The sequence below is a fragment of the Hyalangium gracile genome (assembly GCF_020103725.1).
Classification (GTDB): domain Bacteria; phylum Myxococcota; class Myxococcia; order Myxococcales; family Myxococcaceae; genus Hyalangium; species Hyalangium gracile.
Genome location: NZ_JAHXBG010000009.1, coordinates 173923 through 188530, shown reverse-complemented (window position 1 = coordinate 188530; position 14608 = coordinate 173923). Strand labels below are relative to the sequence as shown.

General features: G+C 69.2%; 10 protein-coding genes. 3 read left to right on the top strand and 7 right to left on the bottom strand.

The features are described 5' to 3' along the window. Window positions 1-6: 6 nt before the first annotated feature. Window positions 7-1710 carry a hypothetical protein gene (locus KY572_RS20115; protein ID WP_224244514.1) on the top strand — a complete coding sequence of 568 codons (1704 nt, stop codon included), beginning with the start codon at window positions 7-9 and terminating at the stop codon, window positions 1708-1710. Window positions 1711-1765: 55 nt separating this feature from the next. Then, complete coding sequence (locus KY572_RS20110) at window positions 1766-2542, top strand: hypothetical protein (protein ID WP_224244513.1); 777 nt, start codon at window positions 1766-1768, stop codon at window positions 2540-2542. Between the two features lie 20 nt (window positions 2543-2562). On the opposite strand, the gene KY572_RS20105 is transcribed toward KY572_RS20110, so the two are convergent. From KY572_RS20105 to KY572_RS20090, 4 genes are all read right to left on the bottom strand, one after another. Continuing rightward, window positions 2563-4629 (bottom strand): sensor histidine kinase, encoded by a 2067-nt coding sequence (locus tag KY572_RS20105; RefSeq protein ID WP_224244512.1) that lies wholly within the window; start codon window positions 4627-4629, stop codon window positions 2563-2565. A 144-nt stretch (window positions 4630-4773) separates the two neighbouring features. Next, the gene (locus KY572_RS20100) at window positions 4774-6033 is read right to left on the bottom strand and encodes a phospholipase D-like domain-containing protein (protein WP_224244511.1); all 1260 of its coding nucleotides are present in this window, start codon (window positions 6031-6033) and stop codon (window positions 4774-4776) included. A 63-nt stretch (window positions 6034-6096) separates the two neighbouring features. Next, a complete protein-coding gene (locus KY572_RS20095; RefSeq protein WP_224244510.1) occupies window positions 6097-8913 on the bottom strand; it encodes a TonB-dependent receptor in 2817 nt (938 codons plus the stop codon). Window positions 8914-8945: 32 nt separating this feature from the next. Continuing rightward, window positions 8946-9923, bottom strand: a complete 978-nt coding sequence (locus KY572_RS20090) for a hypothetical protein (RefSeq protein WP_224244509.1) — start codon at window positions 9921-9923, stop codon at window positions 8946-8948. Between the two features lie 262 nt (window positions 9924-10185). Here KY572_RS20090 and KY572_RS20085 point away from each other — a divergent pair, with 262 nt between their 5' ends. Further along, the gene (locus KY572_RS20085; protein WP_224244508.1) at window positions 10186-10911 is read left to right on the top strand and encodes a PaxA; all 726 of its coding nucleotides are present in this window, start codon (window positions 10186-10188) and stop codon (window positions 10909-10911) included. 105 nt (window positions 10912-11016) lie between these two features. Here KY572_RS20085 and KY572_RS47830 read toward each other — a convergent pair whose 3' ends face one another. From KY572_RS47830 to KY572_RS20070, 3 genes are all read right to left on the bottom strand, one after another. Then, entirely contained in the window at window positions 11017-12714 is a 1698-nt protein-coding gene (locus KY572_RS47830) for a LysM peptidoglycan-binding domain-containing protein (protein ID WP_224244507.1), read from the bottom strand. A gap of 178 nt (window positions 12715-12892) precedes the next feature. Next, the gene (locus KY572_RS20075) at window positions 12893-13597 is read right to left on the bottom strand and encodes an expansin EXLX1 family cellulose-binding protein (protein WP_224244506.1); all 705 of its coding nucleotides are present in this window, start codon (window positions 13595-13597) and stop codon (window positions 12893-12895) included. A 39-nt stretch (window positions 13598-13636) separates the two neighbouring features. Continuing rightward, on the bottom strand, window positions 13637-14344 hold the full coding sequence (locus KY572_RS20070) for an expansin EXLX1 family cellulose-binding protein (protein ID WP_224244505.1): 708 nt from the start codon (window positions 14342-14344) through the stop codon (window positions 13637-13639). Window positions 14345-14608 lie beyond the last annotated feature (264 nt).

Here is a 14608-nt window from a genome sequence, read left to right as displayed (position 1 = left end):
GAGGCCATGAAGCGCTCGGTGGGCGGCTTCATCGCCGCGGGGGTGGGGCTCGGATTCGTGCTCGTGGGGCTGGGCGTCCAGGCGGCTCGCCTCGCGCTGTACAAGAGCTTCAGCATCGACGAGTTCCAGTACGCCCACGCCGCGTGGCTGGTGGCTCGGGGCGAGGTGCCCTACCGCGACTTCTTCGAGGTGCACCTGCCGCTGGTGTACCAGGCCCTCGCGCCGGTGTTCTGGCTGCTCGGGGACTCGCCGCTCCACATCCTCGCGCTGCGCGTGGGCATGCTCCTTCCTCTCGTCGGCACGTGCGTGGCCGCCGCGAGCCTCAACCGACGGCACGGGCTGCTCGCGATGCTGCTGGCCCCCGCGCTGTTGCTGGCCACGCCGCCCTTCGTCACGCTGGCCACGGAGATCCGCCCGGACCCGCTGGCCTTCGCGCTCTTCCTGGGCGCGCTCGCGCTCGTGTCGGCGCGCCCCGCCTCATCCGCTCGGGCCTTCGGGGCGGGAGCGCTGCTGGTGGCGGCGGTGTGGGGCTCGCAGAAGGTCCTCTTCCATGGAGGCATCATTGGTCTGGCCCTCGCCGTGGACCTGGTGGCGCGGCGAGGCCGTGAGCCCGCGCTTCTTCCAGCGCCTCGGGCCTTCCTCGCGGGTGCCGGAGCCGTGCTGGCGCTCATCGCCGCGTACCTGACCGTGACGCGCTCCTGGGCGGCGTGGTGGCACTGGTGCTTCGTCTGGGCGTCCGAGCATCAGCGGCACTACCCCGGCTTCTCGTGGCGCTCGTACTTCGAGCCTGTCTGGAAGGAGCATCCCTGGCTCTTCACGCTGGCGGGGCTCGGGCTCGCCGCCACGGTGCGGAGGTTGGGAAGCGCGGGGCGGCGAATGCTCAGTGAGCCGGACCTGCTGCTCCTGCTGGCGCTGCCCGCCACGTTTGGTTCCTACGCGCTCCAGCGCGCCCCGTTCCCGTACAGCCTGCTGCCCTTCCTCGGCGTCGTAGCGATCCTCGCGGCTCGGGGAGCGGCAGCGGTGCTCGGTGCACTGGAGGCACGGGCGTGGAAGGTAGCCGGGGCCAGTGCCCTCCTGCTGCTGCTCGGAGGGCAGCTCTGGCGCCTGGAGGAGCGCCTCGCGGCAAGCCGTAATGAGCGCCAGCGAGACGTCCTGGCCCGCGTCGCCACGCTCACCGCGCCGGGGGATGTGGCCTATGACAACTCGGGAGGCTACGTGAGCCGCCCGCACGCGTACTTCTACTTCTACACGGACGCATACCTTCGCGGCGCCATCGCGGACACGCTCGCTCGCGAGGTCCCCGAGGCGCTCGTCGCCAGCGGCTGCGTGCTCCGCGTGGATGACCTGCGCACGGAGGGGCTGCCTGCCTCGCTGCGGCGCTTCCTCACGGAGCACTACCAGCCGCTCGATGGAGATGTCTTCCTGTGGGGGCAGCGGTACGAAGCGCCCGCCCCCGGCGCCCTGGAGGCGAAGTTCCTCGCCGTCCGGGACGATCGCTACTTCATCGAGCCGGCGAGCGCCCTGGAGCAGGGGGCACTGTTCATCGACGAGCGCCGCATCACCGAGCCCGTCTTCACGCTGAGCAAAGGAGAGCACGCGGTGCGTTATGAGGGGAGCGCCCGAGCCTTCTACCTGCTCTGGCTGCCGCGCGACGGCCAGCGGTGGGCTCCGAGGCCGGGGCAGCCTCCCACCTACTCCCGGCTCTTCTGAGCGGAGGGCCGAGGGGGGATGGAATAGGCTGCGGGCCTCCTCCGTCCATGGGTCCATGATGAACCGCATCCTCGGATTCGCCTCGCTGGGACTGGCAGTCGTGGCACTGGGTGTCGCCCTCTCGAACTCAGGTGAGGTGCCGGTGGCTCCACCTGCCCCCGAGCGCTCGGCTTCCACCTCCTCGCACGAGGTGGAGGCCTTGGAGAAGCGGCTGAAGGCGCTCGAGAACACGGTGGTGCTCCTGTCCAGCCGGGTGATGGCGCTCGAGCGGCAGCCCGGCGCCGCCGGTGGTGGGACGGGGGCGGCGGGCGCGCCTCCCGCGGCGCTCGCGCAGGAGGTGGAGCAGCTCAAGACGGAGGTGCGGAGCCTGATCGCGGGCGAGGCGCTGAACTCGCAGGGCGGCCGTGAGTACCTCAAGGAGATGGTGCGCTCGGTGCAGGACGAGATGCGCACCGCCCAGCGCGAGGAGCGCCAGCAGCAGTGGGTCCAGGCGCAGGCCCAGGCGCAGACCGAGCGCTCCGAGCGACTGCGCAGGTTCGTGTCCGAGGCGGGCCTGAACTACAGCCAGGAGCAGGAGTTCACGCGTCGGTTCCAGGAGGAGGATGCGCGCCGCCAGGCCCTGTTCGCCGAGGTGAGCGCGGGCAGCAAGTCGCCGAGAGAGCTGCGGCAGGAGCTCCGCGCGCTGCAGAACCAGACGGACGAGGCGATGCGGCAGATCCTCTCCGAGGACCAGAAGGCGAAGTACGACGCGCTGAGGCGCGAGGATCGCGGCCCCGGGCGCCCGGGTGGACGGCAGCAGGACGGTGCGGGCGGCAGGCCGTCCCAGCCCTGAGCCGTCGCGGGGCGGAAGGCTCACGAGGCAGCAGGGTGGCCGAGCTCCGGCTCGGCCTCGGGCTGCTGGCCCACGGGCAGCTGCAGCATGAAGGTCGCTCCCTCGCCGGGGTGACTCTCCACATGGACCGTCCCACCGTGGGACTCGGCGATCTGCCGGGTGAGGAACAGCCCCAGGCCCAGGCCCCCATACCGGCGAGACGACACCGCCCGCTCGAAGCGCTCGAAGATGCGCTCCAGGGCCTCCGGGTCGATGCCGATGCCGTGGTCCGTCACCGCGATGCGCACCCACGGCCCCTCGCCCGAGAGGTGGATCTCGATGGGGTGTCCGGCGCCGAACTTGAGCGCGTTCGCCAGCAGGTTGGCGAAGGCCTGCTCGATGCGACCGCGATCCCACCAGACCGTGAGTCCCGCCCGGGCCTCGACGCGCAGCTCGCTGCCAGCGCGCGTGGCCTCCTCGGAGAAGGACTCCACCACCTGCTCCACCAGCTCGCTGACGTCCACGCGCTCCCGCTGCAGCTCCAGCCGGCCGGAGGTGATGCGCCCCACGTCCAGCAGGCGCTCGACGAGCTGGCCCATGCGCACGAGCTGACGGGATGCCGCGCGGACCTTGGCCCGTGCCTCCTCGGAGGCGCGCTCGCGGTGGAGCAGCCCGTCCAGCGCCCTCATGCGCAGCGTGAGCGCCGTCAGAGGGGTGCGCAGCTCGTGAGCGGCCACGGCGATGAACTCATTGCGAGCGGCGATGGCCTGCTGCGCCTCCGTGTAGAGACGAGCGCTCTCCAGCGCCATGCCGCACCGGTGCGCCAGATCCTCGGCCAGTCGGAGGTTCGCCGAGCCCGCCCAGCAGGCCCGCTCATCGCTCATGAGCACGAGCGCCCCCTGCACGCTGCCCCGGAGCCGGAGCGGTGCCAGCACCACCGTGCCCTCCGCGGTGCTCCAGCGCCGGGAGGTGGTGGGCAGCGGCGGCACCTGTCCGCGCACGCGGCTCTCCCGAGCGGCGCTCCATCCCGCCTGCGCCACGCGCTCCAGCAGCCCGCTCTCTCCCACCACCCACAGCGCGAAGCCCGTGCACGCCCGCGGCACCAGGAGGCGGGCCACGCGCGGAAACGTCTCTCGCACGTTCATCGAGGCGGCCAGCACCGTGCCGGCCTCCACCAGCAATTGCTGGAGCTGCTCGGTCCGCCGCCGCTCGGAGGCCATCGCCGCCAGCATCAGGGCCGTCAGCCCGAGGAACGCCAGGAAGATCTGCAGGGTGAACAGCTTCTGGTGCGGCAAGGCGGTCATGGCGCCGAAGGGGCCTCTCCCGAGGTGGGTGTGCCAGTGCGCGAGCACCGCCACTACCGCCGAGGTGCTCGCCGCGCCGAGCGGTCCCAGCCGCAGCGCGCCCCAGAGGACGAAGGGGAAGCTGGCGTAGAGCAGCGCGGCCCGGATTCCCACCGGCTCGGTGTGGTTGAAGAGGAGGTGGGTGCCCAGGGCCGTCGCGGCCAGGATGGCCCCCAGCTCCGCGAGCCGGTGGAAGCGCTTGGGGTGGAAGGCCGCGGAGGTCCACGTCAGCAGCAGCGGGGCGATCAGCAGCGTCCCCAGCCCATCACTCACCCACCAGGCCACCCAATGCGAGCCGAAGGACTCGGGGCCGCGCCAGAGGACGTTGCCGAGGGCGCCCAGCGTGGCGCTGGGCAGGGGGCTCACCAGCCCGCCGAAGAGCAGCAGCCCGCCCACCTCCCAGCTCCGCGAGAGCTGGACGGAGGTCCCCACGAAGCGACGGATCAGCGCCGCGCCCAGCAGGGCGCGCAGGCTGTTGGCCAGGCCCCAGAGCATCGCGGTCCAGACGGGGGTGCCCGAGCCGTCGAAGTGAAGCAGGGTGACTTCGGACACGAAGATGGCCAGCAGCAGGACGGGCCACTCCCGAGGCTGGGTGCACACCAGGAAGGCGAGAGAGAGCCCGCTCGGCAGCCAGAGGACGGAGCTGGGGTGGGGCTCGAAGACGAACCCGGTCGCGAGCCGTCCCAGGGCGAAGAGCGCCACGGCGAGCACGAGGGCACGAAACCCCAGCGTGTCCCAGAGCCTGCCTCCGCGATTCGCTTTCACGGAATGACCTCCTGCCCCCAGCGGAAGGTATGCCTTCGAGGGGCAAGCCGTGCCGCTGGCGCGAGGCGAAGGCAGGAGGGCGGGTGCTCCGCTGCCCGGTGACATGCCGAGCGTAAGCCGTGTGTCGGGGCGCCTGGGCGCGCGCTACTGCTCGCTGGAGATGGCGGGCGGGGTGTAGGTCGCCTTCGGATCCACCTCGGCTGAGTAGGGGCTGGTCCAGGTGTCCGAGAAGAAGCGCTCGAGCTGACGGGCGAAGGCGGGGCCCTCGATGAAGAGGCCCACGTTCCGGGTCTGGGTGAAGTAGTCGCGCTCCCAGTTGCTCGTGCCCACCCAGGACGTCTCGCCGTCCACCACCATGTACTTGGCGTGCACCACGCGCGCGAAGGGGATGAAGCCGCTGGAGGCGCGGGGGATGGTGGCCATCTTCACGGTGAGGCCCGGCGGCGCGTGGAGCGCCTGCAGGCCCTCGATGGTGCCCGAGCGCTTGCTCCAGTCCGCCACGAGCAGCTCCACCTTCACGCCTCGGGCGCTCGCCCGCCGCAGCGCTTTGTCCAGCTCGCGGAACTCGCCGCCGTCACGCGCCTTGGCGCGGTAGGTGAGCAGCTGCACGCGCACGGAGCGCTTCGCGCTGTCGATGAGCCCCACCATGCGCTGCAGGTCCCACGTGGCCGGATCCGGCAGGAAGCCCTGGGGACTGAAGGCCGGGCTCACGCGCACCGTCTCTCCATCGAAGCGCGCTGGAAAGGGCCCGAGTCCACCGGTCCCAGAGGTGACCGGAGCGGGCGTGGCACCCGCCGCCAGCGCCCAGTCGTACTCGAAGACGGCGCCGAGGGCGCGGACCACCTCGGGGACTCGCACGCGCAGGCCCAGCTCCTGGATGTGCTCGAGCGAGCGCCAGTCGAAGTTCTGACTGCCGAAGTACGCCTCGCGTCCGTCCACGACGAAGTACTTGGCGTGCTGCACCCCGCCCATGGACTTCGCCGTGTCCATGCGGCGCACCGTGATGCCGCGCCGGGCCGCGAGCCGCTCCAGCGTCTCCGGGTACTGCCTGGCGAACTTCTCCTCGGCCAGCAGCCGCACGCGCACGCCGCGGTCCGCCGCGGCCTCGATGGCCTGGATGACGGGCTCCAGCCGACCGCCCGGCGTGTTGCTCACGTAGAACTGCTCGATGTCCAGCGTGCGCGTGGCGGAGCCGATCATCTCCGGCCACACGCGCCAGGCATCCGGGATGTCCGGGTGATCCATGGGCGTCTCCACCGGGCTGCTCTCCACGAGCACCAGGTCGGGCTCGGCGGTGGCGGAGGTGGACTCGGCGGCCAGCGGACGGGGCGCGGGCGTGGCGCACGCGAGCGCGAGGGAGAGGACGAGCAGGGAGGACGGGCGCATGGAGGAGGAGGGGAGCATGGAAAAAGAGAGGGGCCCCCACATGATGCGGGAGCCCCTCGGATTCATCGCTTCAGGCTGGGCTCAGTTGCGGAAGCGCAGCAGCAACTCCGCCTGCAGCGGGCGGCTGCGGCTGAACACGCTGCCGTACTGCTGGTTGGCGGTGTTGTAGGTCTGGTTCAGCGCCGTGGCGTCGGTGTTGTTGAGCAGGTTCACCACCAGGAACGTCAGCTCCAGCTTCTGCTTCAGCCCCAGGGGCCGGCCCACGTCATAGCGGGCCTGCGCGTCGATGATGAACTGGTCCGGGTTGCGGAGGATGGCCACGTTGGACGGCTCGTTGAGGTCCGCCCGGCCCGTGTTCGCGTTGACGGTGTAGCCCGTGCCGCGCGGCGAGCGGTACAGCGACCCGTTGTTGGGGGTCGGGTTCTGCATCGTCATCCACAGCGGCGTGCCCGTCAGGTAGCGGAACCGGAAGCCGAAATCGAGGCCGAAGTCCGTCACGTAGCCGATGGAGCCCTTGATGGTGTGGCGGATGTCGTCCGGGTTCGGGCCCTTGAAGAACGACTTCATGCGCGGGTTGTCACCATAGCCGTCGAAGTAGTTGCCCACCGTGCCATTGGCGAAGGCCAGCGTGTAGTTGGCCAGCAGGTCCCACGCGCCCGCCTTGCCCTGCACCCACAGGTCCATGCCCCTGTAGTCACGCCACGCGTCGTCCGGCGTGGTGAGCTTCACGATGGCCTGCGGCTGCGACGGGTCGACGTAGCCGATGATGCGCGTGCCGGAAGGATCCCAGAGCTGGTTGATCTCCTCGTCCACCCACATGTTGGAGTACTTGCGGTAGGTGAAGTCCGCGCCCACCGCGGCCTTGTCGCCCACGGCCTGGCGCAGGCCGAAGCTCAGCTCGTCCACGTGCGGCGTCTTGGCATCCTTGTCGAAGACGCGGCCGGTGGCGCCTCCCGCGTTCCTGCAGCCAGTCGCCGCGACGAACGGCGCGCACTCCGCGAAGGCAGTCCCCGTCCACGAGGCCGTCACCTGCGCCAGCTCCGGGTTGGCACTCTGGGCGACGAACACGTCGCCGATGTCGTTGGAGCGGCCGTAGAACGCGGTGATCAGGGTGTTCCGGTCGCCGAACACGTCGTACGTGCCGGACAGGCGGGGCCCGAAGCCGGTCAGGTTGGTGATGAACTGGCCATCGTCCGAGTACAGCCGGCCCGCGTCGAAGCGCAGACCGCCCACCACCGTCAGGTAGCGGTTGATCGTGAAGCGGTCCTGGAGGAACGCGCCCAGCGTCATCACCGAGGCGTCCGTGGTCAGCGGCTTCTGCTCGCCGTTGAGATCGTAGAAGTCGGTGCGCGTCTGGCAGAACTGGAAGGTAGTCGGGTCTTCCGGGTCGCAGATGCCGTTGCGGTCCTGGTAGCGCTGGTTGCCGGTGACGCTCTGGGTGATGTCGCCCGTGAGGTAGCCAAACTGCAGGCCGCCCTTCATCTGGTGCTTGTCCATCTTGAAGGTCAGCGTCGGGTCGAACTGGAAGCGCCGCTTGCTCTCGTCCTGCAGGTTGCTCACCTTGCCGTTCAGGCCGCCCGGGCTGAAGCGCGTGACGCTGCCGTCGTTGTGCGAGATGGCATTCTCATCCCCGCTCTGGGGACCGAAGTGCGCGCTCTTGTAGGTGGTGCCCGCCGAGAGCTGGAAGAGCATGTTCTCGGTGATGGTCCGGTCGTAGTTGGCGATGAGGAAGAAGCCGCCGCGGTCGATGTTCGACTCCGCGTCCAGCGCCGTGCTGGAATTGGAGTTGTTGTTGTCGATCTGGTTGCGGTCGTAGTTGAACGCCACGGAGATGCGGTCCTTGTCCGTGGGCTGGTAGGTCAGCTTCAGGCGGGCCAGCCGCGTGTCGGTGTCCTTGGGACGGTTCTCCAGCGCCTCGCCCGGCAGGGTGATGGGCGTCTCCTGGTGAGACAGGTTCCACTGACCGCTGGCGTAGAACCAGAGCCGGTTCTTGATGATGGGACCGCCGACGGACACCAGCGGGCTGTAGAAGCTCGTCTCCGACTGGGGGGTGGTGTTCTGCGTGAAGGAGCCCACCGCGGGGCTCTGGTTGGAGGCCGAGAAGCCCTTGGCGTTGGCCCAGGCCGGCGACAGCACCATCGTCACGTCATAGGTGAACTCGTTGGAGCCGCTCTTGGTGACGACGTTCTCGATCATGCCCAGGCTGTTGTACTGGGCGTCCATGCCGCCGGTGATGACCTCGAAGTTCTCCACGGCGTAGAAGTTGAGCGGCGCGGTGATGCTGCCGTCCGTGACGTCCGTGGTGTCCATGCCGTCCACGAAGCTCTTGCCGTAGCGCGACAGACCGCCGCGGCTGCTGGGCGCGTTGCCCGGGCCCACGCCCGCGACGAGCTGGGGAATGGCCTGCACCTGGGTGAACACCGGCGTCGAGGCGACCTTCTCCGCGGTCAGCACCGCGCCCGTCTGCGCCGAGTCCGGGTTGATGAGCGGGTTGACCTGGGTGACGATCTCGTAGGTGGCCACCGCCTGCGTCTCGGTGAGCACCTCCAGCTTCACGTCCACCGGCGAGGTCCGGCCGAGCAGCACGATGATGCCCGTCTTCTTGATGGGGGCGAAGCCCTCCACCTTCACCTCGAGCGTGTAGTTCTCGCCCGGGGGGGCCAGCGCGAACTCGAAGCGGCCGTCCTCGCCGCTGGTGGTCGTCTGGGGCTGCTGCAGCGCCGGGCCGGAGAGGGTCAGCGGCACCTCGGCGATCGGGGCGCCCGTCGGGTCATACACGTAGCCAGCCACCTGGCCGTAGTTCTCGCCCGCCGCCAGCGCGGACACGGGCAGGAAGGTGATCGCCAGCAGCGCCAGGACCAGCGCCCGGCCGCCGAGAGTCAGGAGGGAGTTCTTCATGGGGCCAATCTCGCGGGAAGAAGGGGAGGAGCTCACGGCGCACCCGTGGTGAGGTAGAGCGTGCCGGCGTAGGTGGTGGCCTTGGTCATGTCCACGGCGTTCGTGGCGCAGGGCGGGTCGTAGCAGAGGCTCTTGTAGAAGGAGGGCGAGTTCGGCGCGGTGGCCCGGAACTCACGCAGCTTCACCACCGGGGACCAGCCCTGCTCGCCGGGCCGCGCGCGCAGCACCAGCACGTTGTTGGCCGTCGCCTGCGAGGTGCCCGTGCCGGAGGGGTGCACCAGCACGCCGTCCATCGGGGCCAGGACCTGGTAGGGCTCGGATTCCGGGTTGTCCTGGACGGTCTCCACTGGCACCTGGCCGGCGTCCACGTAGTTGAGCAGCAGCCCCTTGTACCAGCCCAGCGGCGGCGTGTACGTCGTGCCGTCGCCCCGGCGCATCTCGAAGGGGGCGATGATGGCGCGCATGGAGATGACGCTGCCCTCCTGCTGGGTGAGGGAGAACTTGCCCTCGTCCACGCTGGTGGCGCTCTTGATGGCGTTGCACTCGTACTTGTCCGAGCCGCTCCAGTAGACCACCTTCGCCAGAGGCACCGGCGGCGACGAGGTGCTGGTCACCGGCAGCCTCGAGTACACCGGGTACTGCCTGGTCTGCTCGTACGCGTCGGTGCGCGGGTCATACTCCGGGCCGGCGATGCAGCCCTCGGGGAACTCGTACACCGTGGTCGCGATGCTCTCCACCTTGGTGGGAGCCGGGGGCTTGCTCTTGTCCGTGTTCGGGTTGGCGACCAGGCCCATGTTGTAGAAGACCACCGGGTCTCCGTTCACGGTGGCCGTCTGCGGCACGTAGCACTTGATGTTGCTGCCACACGTGCCCGCCGGCTGGAACCGCGTATCCAGCACGCTGCCGTCGATATAGCCCTGGAACGTGTCACCAGTCGGCTCGGAGTCACCACACGACATCGCGCTCAGGGCCGCTACGAGCCCGAGCGTCTGCTTCCATGAAATCTGCACGCGAAACCTCTTCGGGAGGGAGGACGAAGATGGGCGCGCGCACCCTGCCATGTGTCCACTCCCGATCACCAGCCCCACCCAGTACGTAGGCGATACGTACGGCTTATGGAATCTATCTGACACTCAAATGAAACGGTATTGACACAGATTCGGAGATGTGACTGGCGGTATGAGCAGGGGCGGGGGTTTACCTGGGGCGTTGGGAGGAGACCCCAGGGCTGTGGTATGGCCCGAGGGCACTCGCGCCGTCCCCTGCCCATCCATGTTCGCGCAGCAACTCGCTCCTCCCCCCTCGCGCTTCGCTGGCTTCACGGTCCTCTCCGTGGTGCTCCATGTCGTCGTCATCGCGGCGCTCGTTCTCTGGGCCAAGCCGGGCAACGAGCAGCAGGAGAAGGAGGTGAAGGTCACCTTCATGGCGGCGCTGCCCCCGCCGCCGCCTCCCCCGCCGCCGCCTCCCCCGCCGCCCGCGGCCCGCGTCACTCCGAAGACGACTCCCAAGGTCACCCCGAAGCCGAAGGAGATCGTGGTGCCCAAGGAGGTGAAGCCCATCGAGCCTCCCAAGGATGAGCCGCCACCGGAGCCGGAGCCGGAGCCCGAGCCCGCGGCGGTGGAGGGCGGTCAGGAAGGCGGCGTGGAGGGCGGAGTGATCGGCGGGGTGGTGGGTGGCGTGGTGGGGAGCACGGGGACGGTGGCCGAGCCGGTGAAGCCGAAGAACGTGCCGCCGTTCGTCATCCAGCGAGACGTGGTGCGGCAGGTGCCGCCGAAGCTGTCCGAGGTGTTCAAGCAGGCGCACCGCAACAGCGGCACCCTCCTGGGCATGTACAAGATCTGCGTGGGCACTGACGGCAAGGTCTACGACGTCATCCCGGTGAAGGCGGTGCCGGGCGCGGACCAGGACATCATCAGCGGCATCAAGGACGGCTGGGAGTACAAGCCGCAGAAGGTGCCGGTGTGCTTCCTCTACAACATCCCCATCACCGTGCAGTGAGCGGCTTCGTCAGGCGCCGCCGAGCGCCCGCAAAAGCAACGGGGCCTGGAGACGATCTCCAGGCCCCGCGCCTGTACCTCACCCCACCATGGGGTGCCTCGAAAATCAGCCCAGCGTGTTCAGCGCGCGGCGGTAGTACGCCTCGCGGCTGGCCAGGCCGTTGTAGCCACCGTTGATGCGGCGGGTGACCTCACGGAAGTTGCCCGCGTCCGCGTAGGTGTTCAGGTTGCGGCTGTTCCAGAACCACGCCGCCGTGCGGAAGCCCACGTCGATGTCCGCGGCGCGCTTGGGGTTGTTCTCCAGGTCGATGCCCAGCGCCTTGCCCGCCGCCCGGTAGTTGGCGCGGCCGGTCAGCTGGATGGGCCCGCGGCCCTTGAACCGCACGCCGTCACCCGGCTGCGTGTTGCCCAGGTCCCGGCGGCCCTCGTACGCCGCGCCCGAGGCGATCTCCTCGAAGTAGCGCAGCTCGCCGCTCTCGTGCGCCAGCTGCGCCAGGAACGCGGCCTGCCGCTTCGGCGTGTTGATCTTCGCGTCCACCATCGCCTTGTTCAGGTGCGGCAGCACCTGCCGCGCCTTCGAGTCCGACAGGTTCGGCATGATCTTCTTCAGCTGCGCCAGCGACACGCCGCCCTTCACCGGGCCCGGCGTCGGACCCGTCACGGGCCCCGTGCCGCCCGTCTTGGCCGTCTTCGCGCCCAGCTTCTCGAACGCCGCGCGCGTCTTGGGCCCGTAGTAGCCCGTGGCCGGCACGCCGTGCTTCTGCTGGAACTCCTTCAGCGCGGACTCGGTGCGAGGCCCGAAGACGCCAGGGCCCGTGTTCATCTCCTTCTGCGTCAGGTTGCCCGCCTTCACCAGCGCCGCCTGCAGCTGCTTCACCGCCGCGCCCTGCGAGCCGCGCTTCAAGTCCCCAGCCGGCACCGTGGTGCCCTTGAGCGACGTGGACGGCGGCTTGGCCGGCGTGGACGGCGGCTTGGTCGGCGTGGACGGCGGCTTGGCCGTGCCCGGACGCGGGTTGCCGCCGGAGAACGTCACCAGCTGGCCCGTCGTCTTGTAGTTGGCCGGGCCGCCCACCAGCTGGCTGCCCACCTGGCGCAGGGTGACCTGCTTCCCCGTGGCCGGATCATTCGCGTAGTAGACGGGCTTGCCGCCCTCGCGGCCGCGGCCGGTCAGGGTGATCCAGTGGTCCGTGCCGTTGGAGCCGCCGTTGCTGCCGGCCTTGTAGTCCACGCCGATGACCACCGGGCGGCCCACGTCCAGCTGCTTGTTGATGGTGTTCAGGTTCCAGGCCGCCTTGGTCGCGCCCATGCCGCGCGCCGCCGCCGCCTTGCCCCAGATCAGCGCGTTGCCCGAGTAGCCGCCGTGGGTGTCCAGGTACTGGTCCATCTGCCCGGGGTTGATGGGCTTGCCGGAGATCTTGCTGACGGCCATGGCGGTGGCCGTCATCGCGCAGCCCGCCGCGGACAGGCTCGAGCTGGTGCCCAGGCGCCGGCTGCCCCACGCCGGATCTCCCTGGCGGAACATCGGCGTGCCGTCCTTGGAGGTGGGGTACTGGCGGCCCGTGCTGTCCTTCACCGGGCCCCCGGCCGCCGCGGACGGCGCCGGAGCCGGCGAGGACGCGGGCTTGGAGCCACCCGGCTTCTGCTCGAAGCTGTCGCCCCGGCCAGGGACGGTCAGCTTCTGTCCCGCCAGGATGCGGTTGGGGTTGGAGATGCCGTTGGCCTTGGCCAGGGCCGAGACCGTGGTCTTGAAGCGCGCCGCGATGGCGCTCAGGGTGTCGCCGCTGCGGACCGAGTAAGTGGACACGAGATTTCTCTCCGTTTGAGAGTGACGTGCCTGCTTTTTCGGCTGATTCGAGAATCAAGTTGCGCGGTCCTGAGAAGATTTCGTTCCGAATGGTTTTGCGATGAGAGCGCCGGAGGGCTCCGCGTGCTCGATCAACATTCTGATCGAAATGCACGCGGAGAGCGGGATTTTCAGAGCTTCAGTCCTCGAACTGGGCCTTGCCATCCACGACGGTGCCCTGGATCACGACGGGCAGGGTGTCCTCGATGACCCTCCCCGTGGTGGACGTCAAGCGCAGGTGCAGCGGGCCGGGGCCCATGCCCGCGGGCTCGACGAAGTAGTTGTAGGCCTCGCGCTTCACCTCGATCCAGGTGCCGTCCTTCTCCCACTCCAGCTTCTGGATGGGGTGCCGGTGGTTGCGGACCTGGATGGCCACCCAGTACGGGCTGCTGTCCTCCTTGAAGCGGTAGCGCAGCGGGCCCTGCACCGGGCAGGTGATGTAGCGCCAGCGGACGCTGGCCGTGATCAGATTGCTGCCGCCCATGGAGTCGAACACCTGCGGGCTGAGGCCGAGCTGATCCGGCGTGCACCCCGAGCAGCTGTCGACGATGCGCACGCGCACCTTCTTCTTCTCCGCGGGCAGCTCCAGCTCCGCGCAGGCGCCGCACAGCCCGGAGTCTCCGTAGGCGGTGGCATCCAGCGCGGCCACGTGTAGATCCTCCGGGCTCGGATCGAAGTTGCAGTTGCCCGTGCCGTCGGAGACCACGCGCGTGGCGGTGCTGGTCTTCTCCTCCGAGAGCGGAGCGACAGGCTCCTCCGGAGGGTTGGAGTCGGAGCAGGCGGTCAGGCCCAGCACTCCGACCGCGATGAGTACGTGAGGGGAGAGGACGTTCTCGAATCGCATATGTGAGGACCTCGTTGTGGGGGGGACGGATGGGTGCGTCTACTGCAGGGAGAACTGCGCGGCGCCGTCGAAGGTCTTCTCCGCCTTGATCTCGGGCAGGGTGTCCTCGAGCTTCTGTCCGTCGGTGGCGGTGATGCGGACCTTCACCGGGCCGGGGCCCATGCCGGAGCTGGCCACGAAGTAGTTGTAGGGCTCGCGCTTCACCTCCACCCACGAGCCGTTCTTCTGGTACTCGAACTTCTGGATGGGCAGCCGGTGGTTGCGCACCTGGATGCCGACCCACCACTCGGAGCTGCCCTCCTTGATGCGGTAGCGCACCGGGCCCTGCACGGCGCAGCTCACCAGGCGCCACTGCGTCGTCACGCGCCCATCATTGATGGGGGCAATCTTCGCGAAGGCCTGCTTGCTCAGGTCCAGGTGTCCGGAGGCGCACTCGGGGCAGCTGTCCACGATGCGCACGCGCACCGTGCCCTGCGGCCCCTCCACCTCCGCGCACGAGCCGCACACCGCGCTGTTGGAGAACTCCGGCGCGTTCATGGCCGCCACGTCCATGTCGTTGGGGCTCGCGTCGTAGCCGCAGTGCCCCGCGCCCGTCGCGTCGTACCAGGTGGCGATGCCACCGCGGAAGTCGCCCAGCGCGCGGATCTCTCCGTAGATCTCCTCGCTGGAAGAGGAGCACGCCGCCAGGGTCAGCACCCACGCCGCGGTGCCGAGGTTTCGAAGGGAGAAGAGGGAAGAGGCTCGCATCCACAGGCTCCTTGACCAGGCTTGCTCGCGCTGGTGGTGCTGGATGCTAACGAGGTCTCTCGCTGCTGTGTCACGTCCTGTCCCGGAGGGCTGCTTGACTGGTCTCCAGGTGCAATCGAGTCGCAATGCTCCGCCCGCGCGGCAACGCCGAGGAGCTGAAACTTCGCTCCCGTGAAAACAATGTATCAATCCTGGAAATAAATGACTTCTTTGAGAAACCCGTGTGAGGGACTAAGACGCGCGCCCCCCCACCAGAGAGGTCGC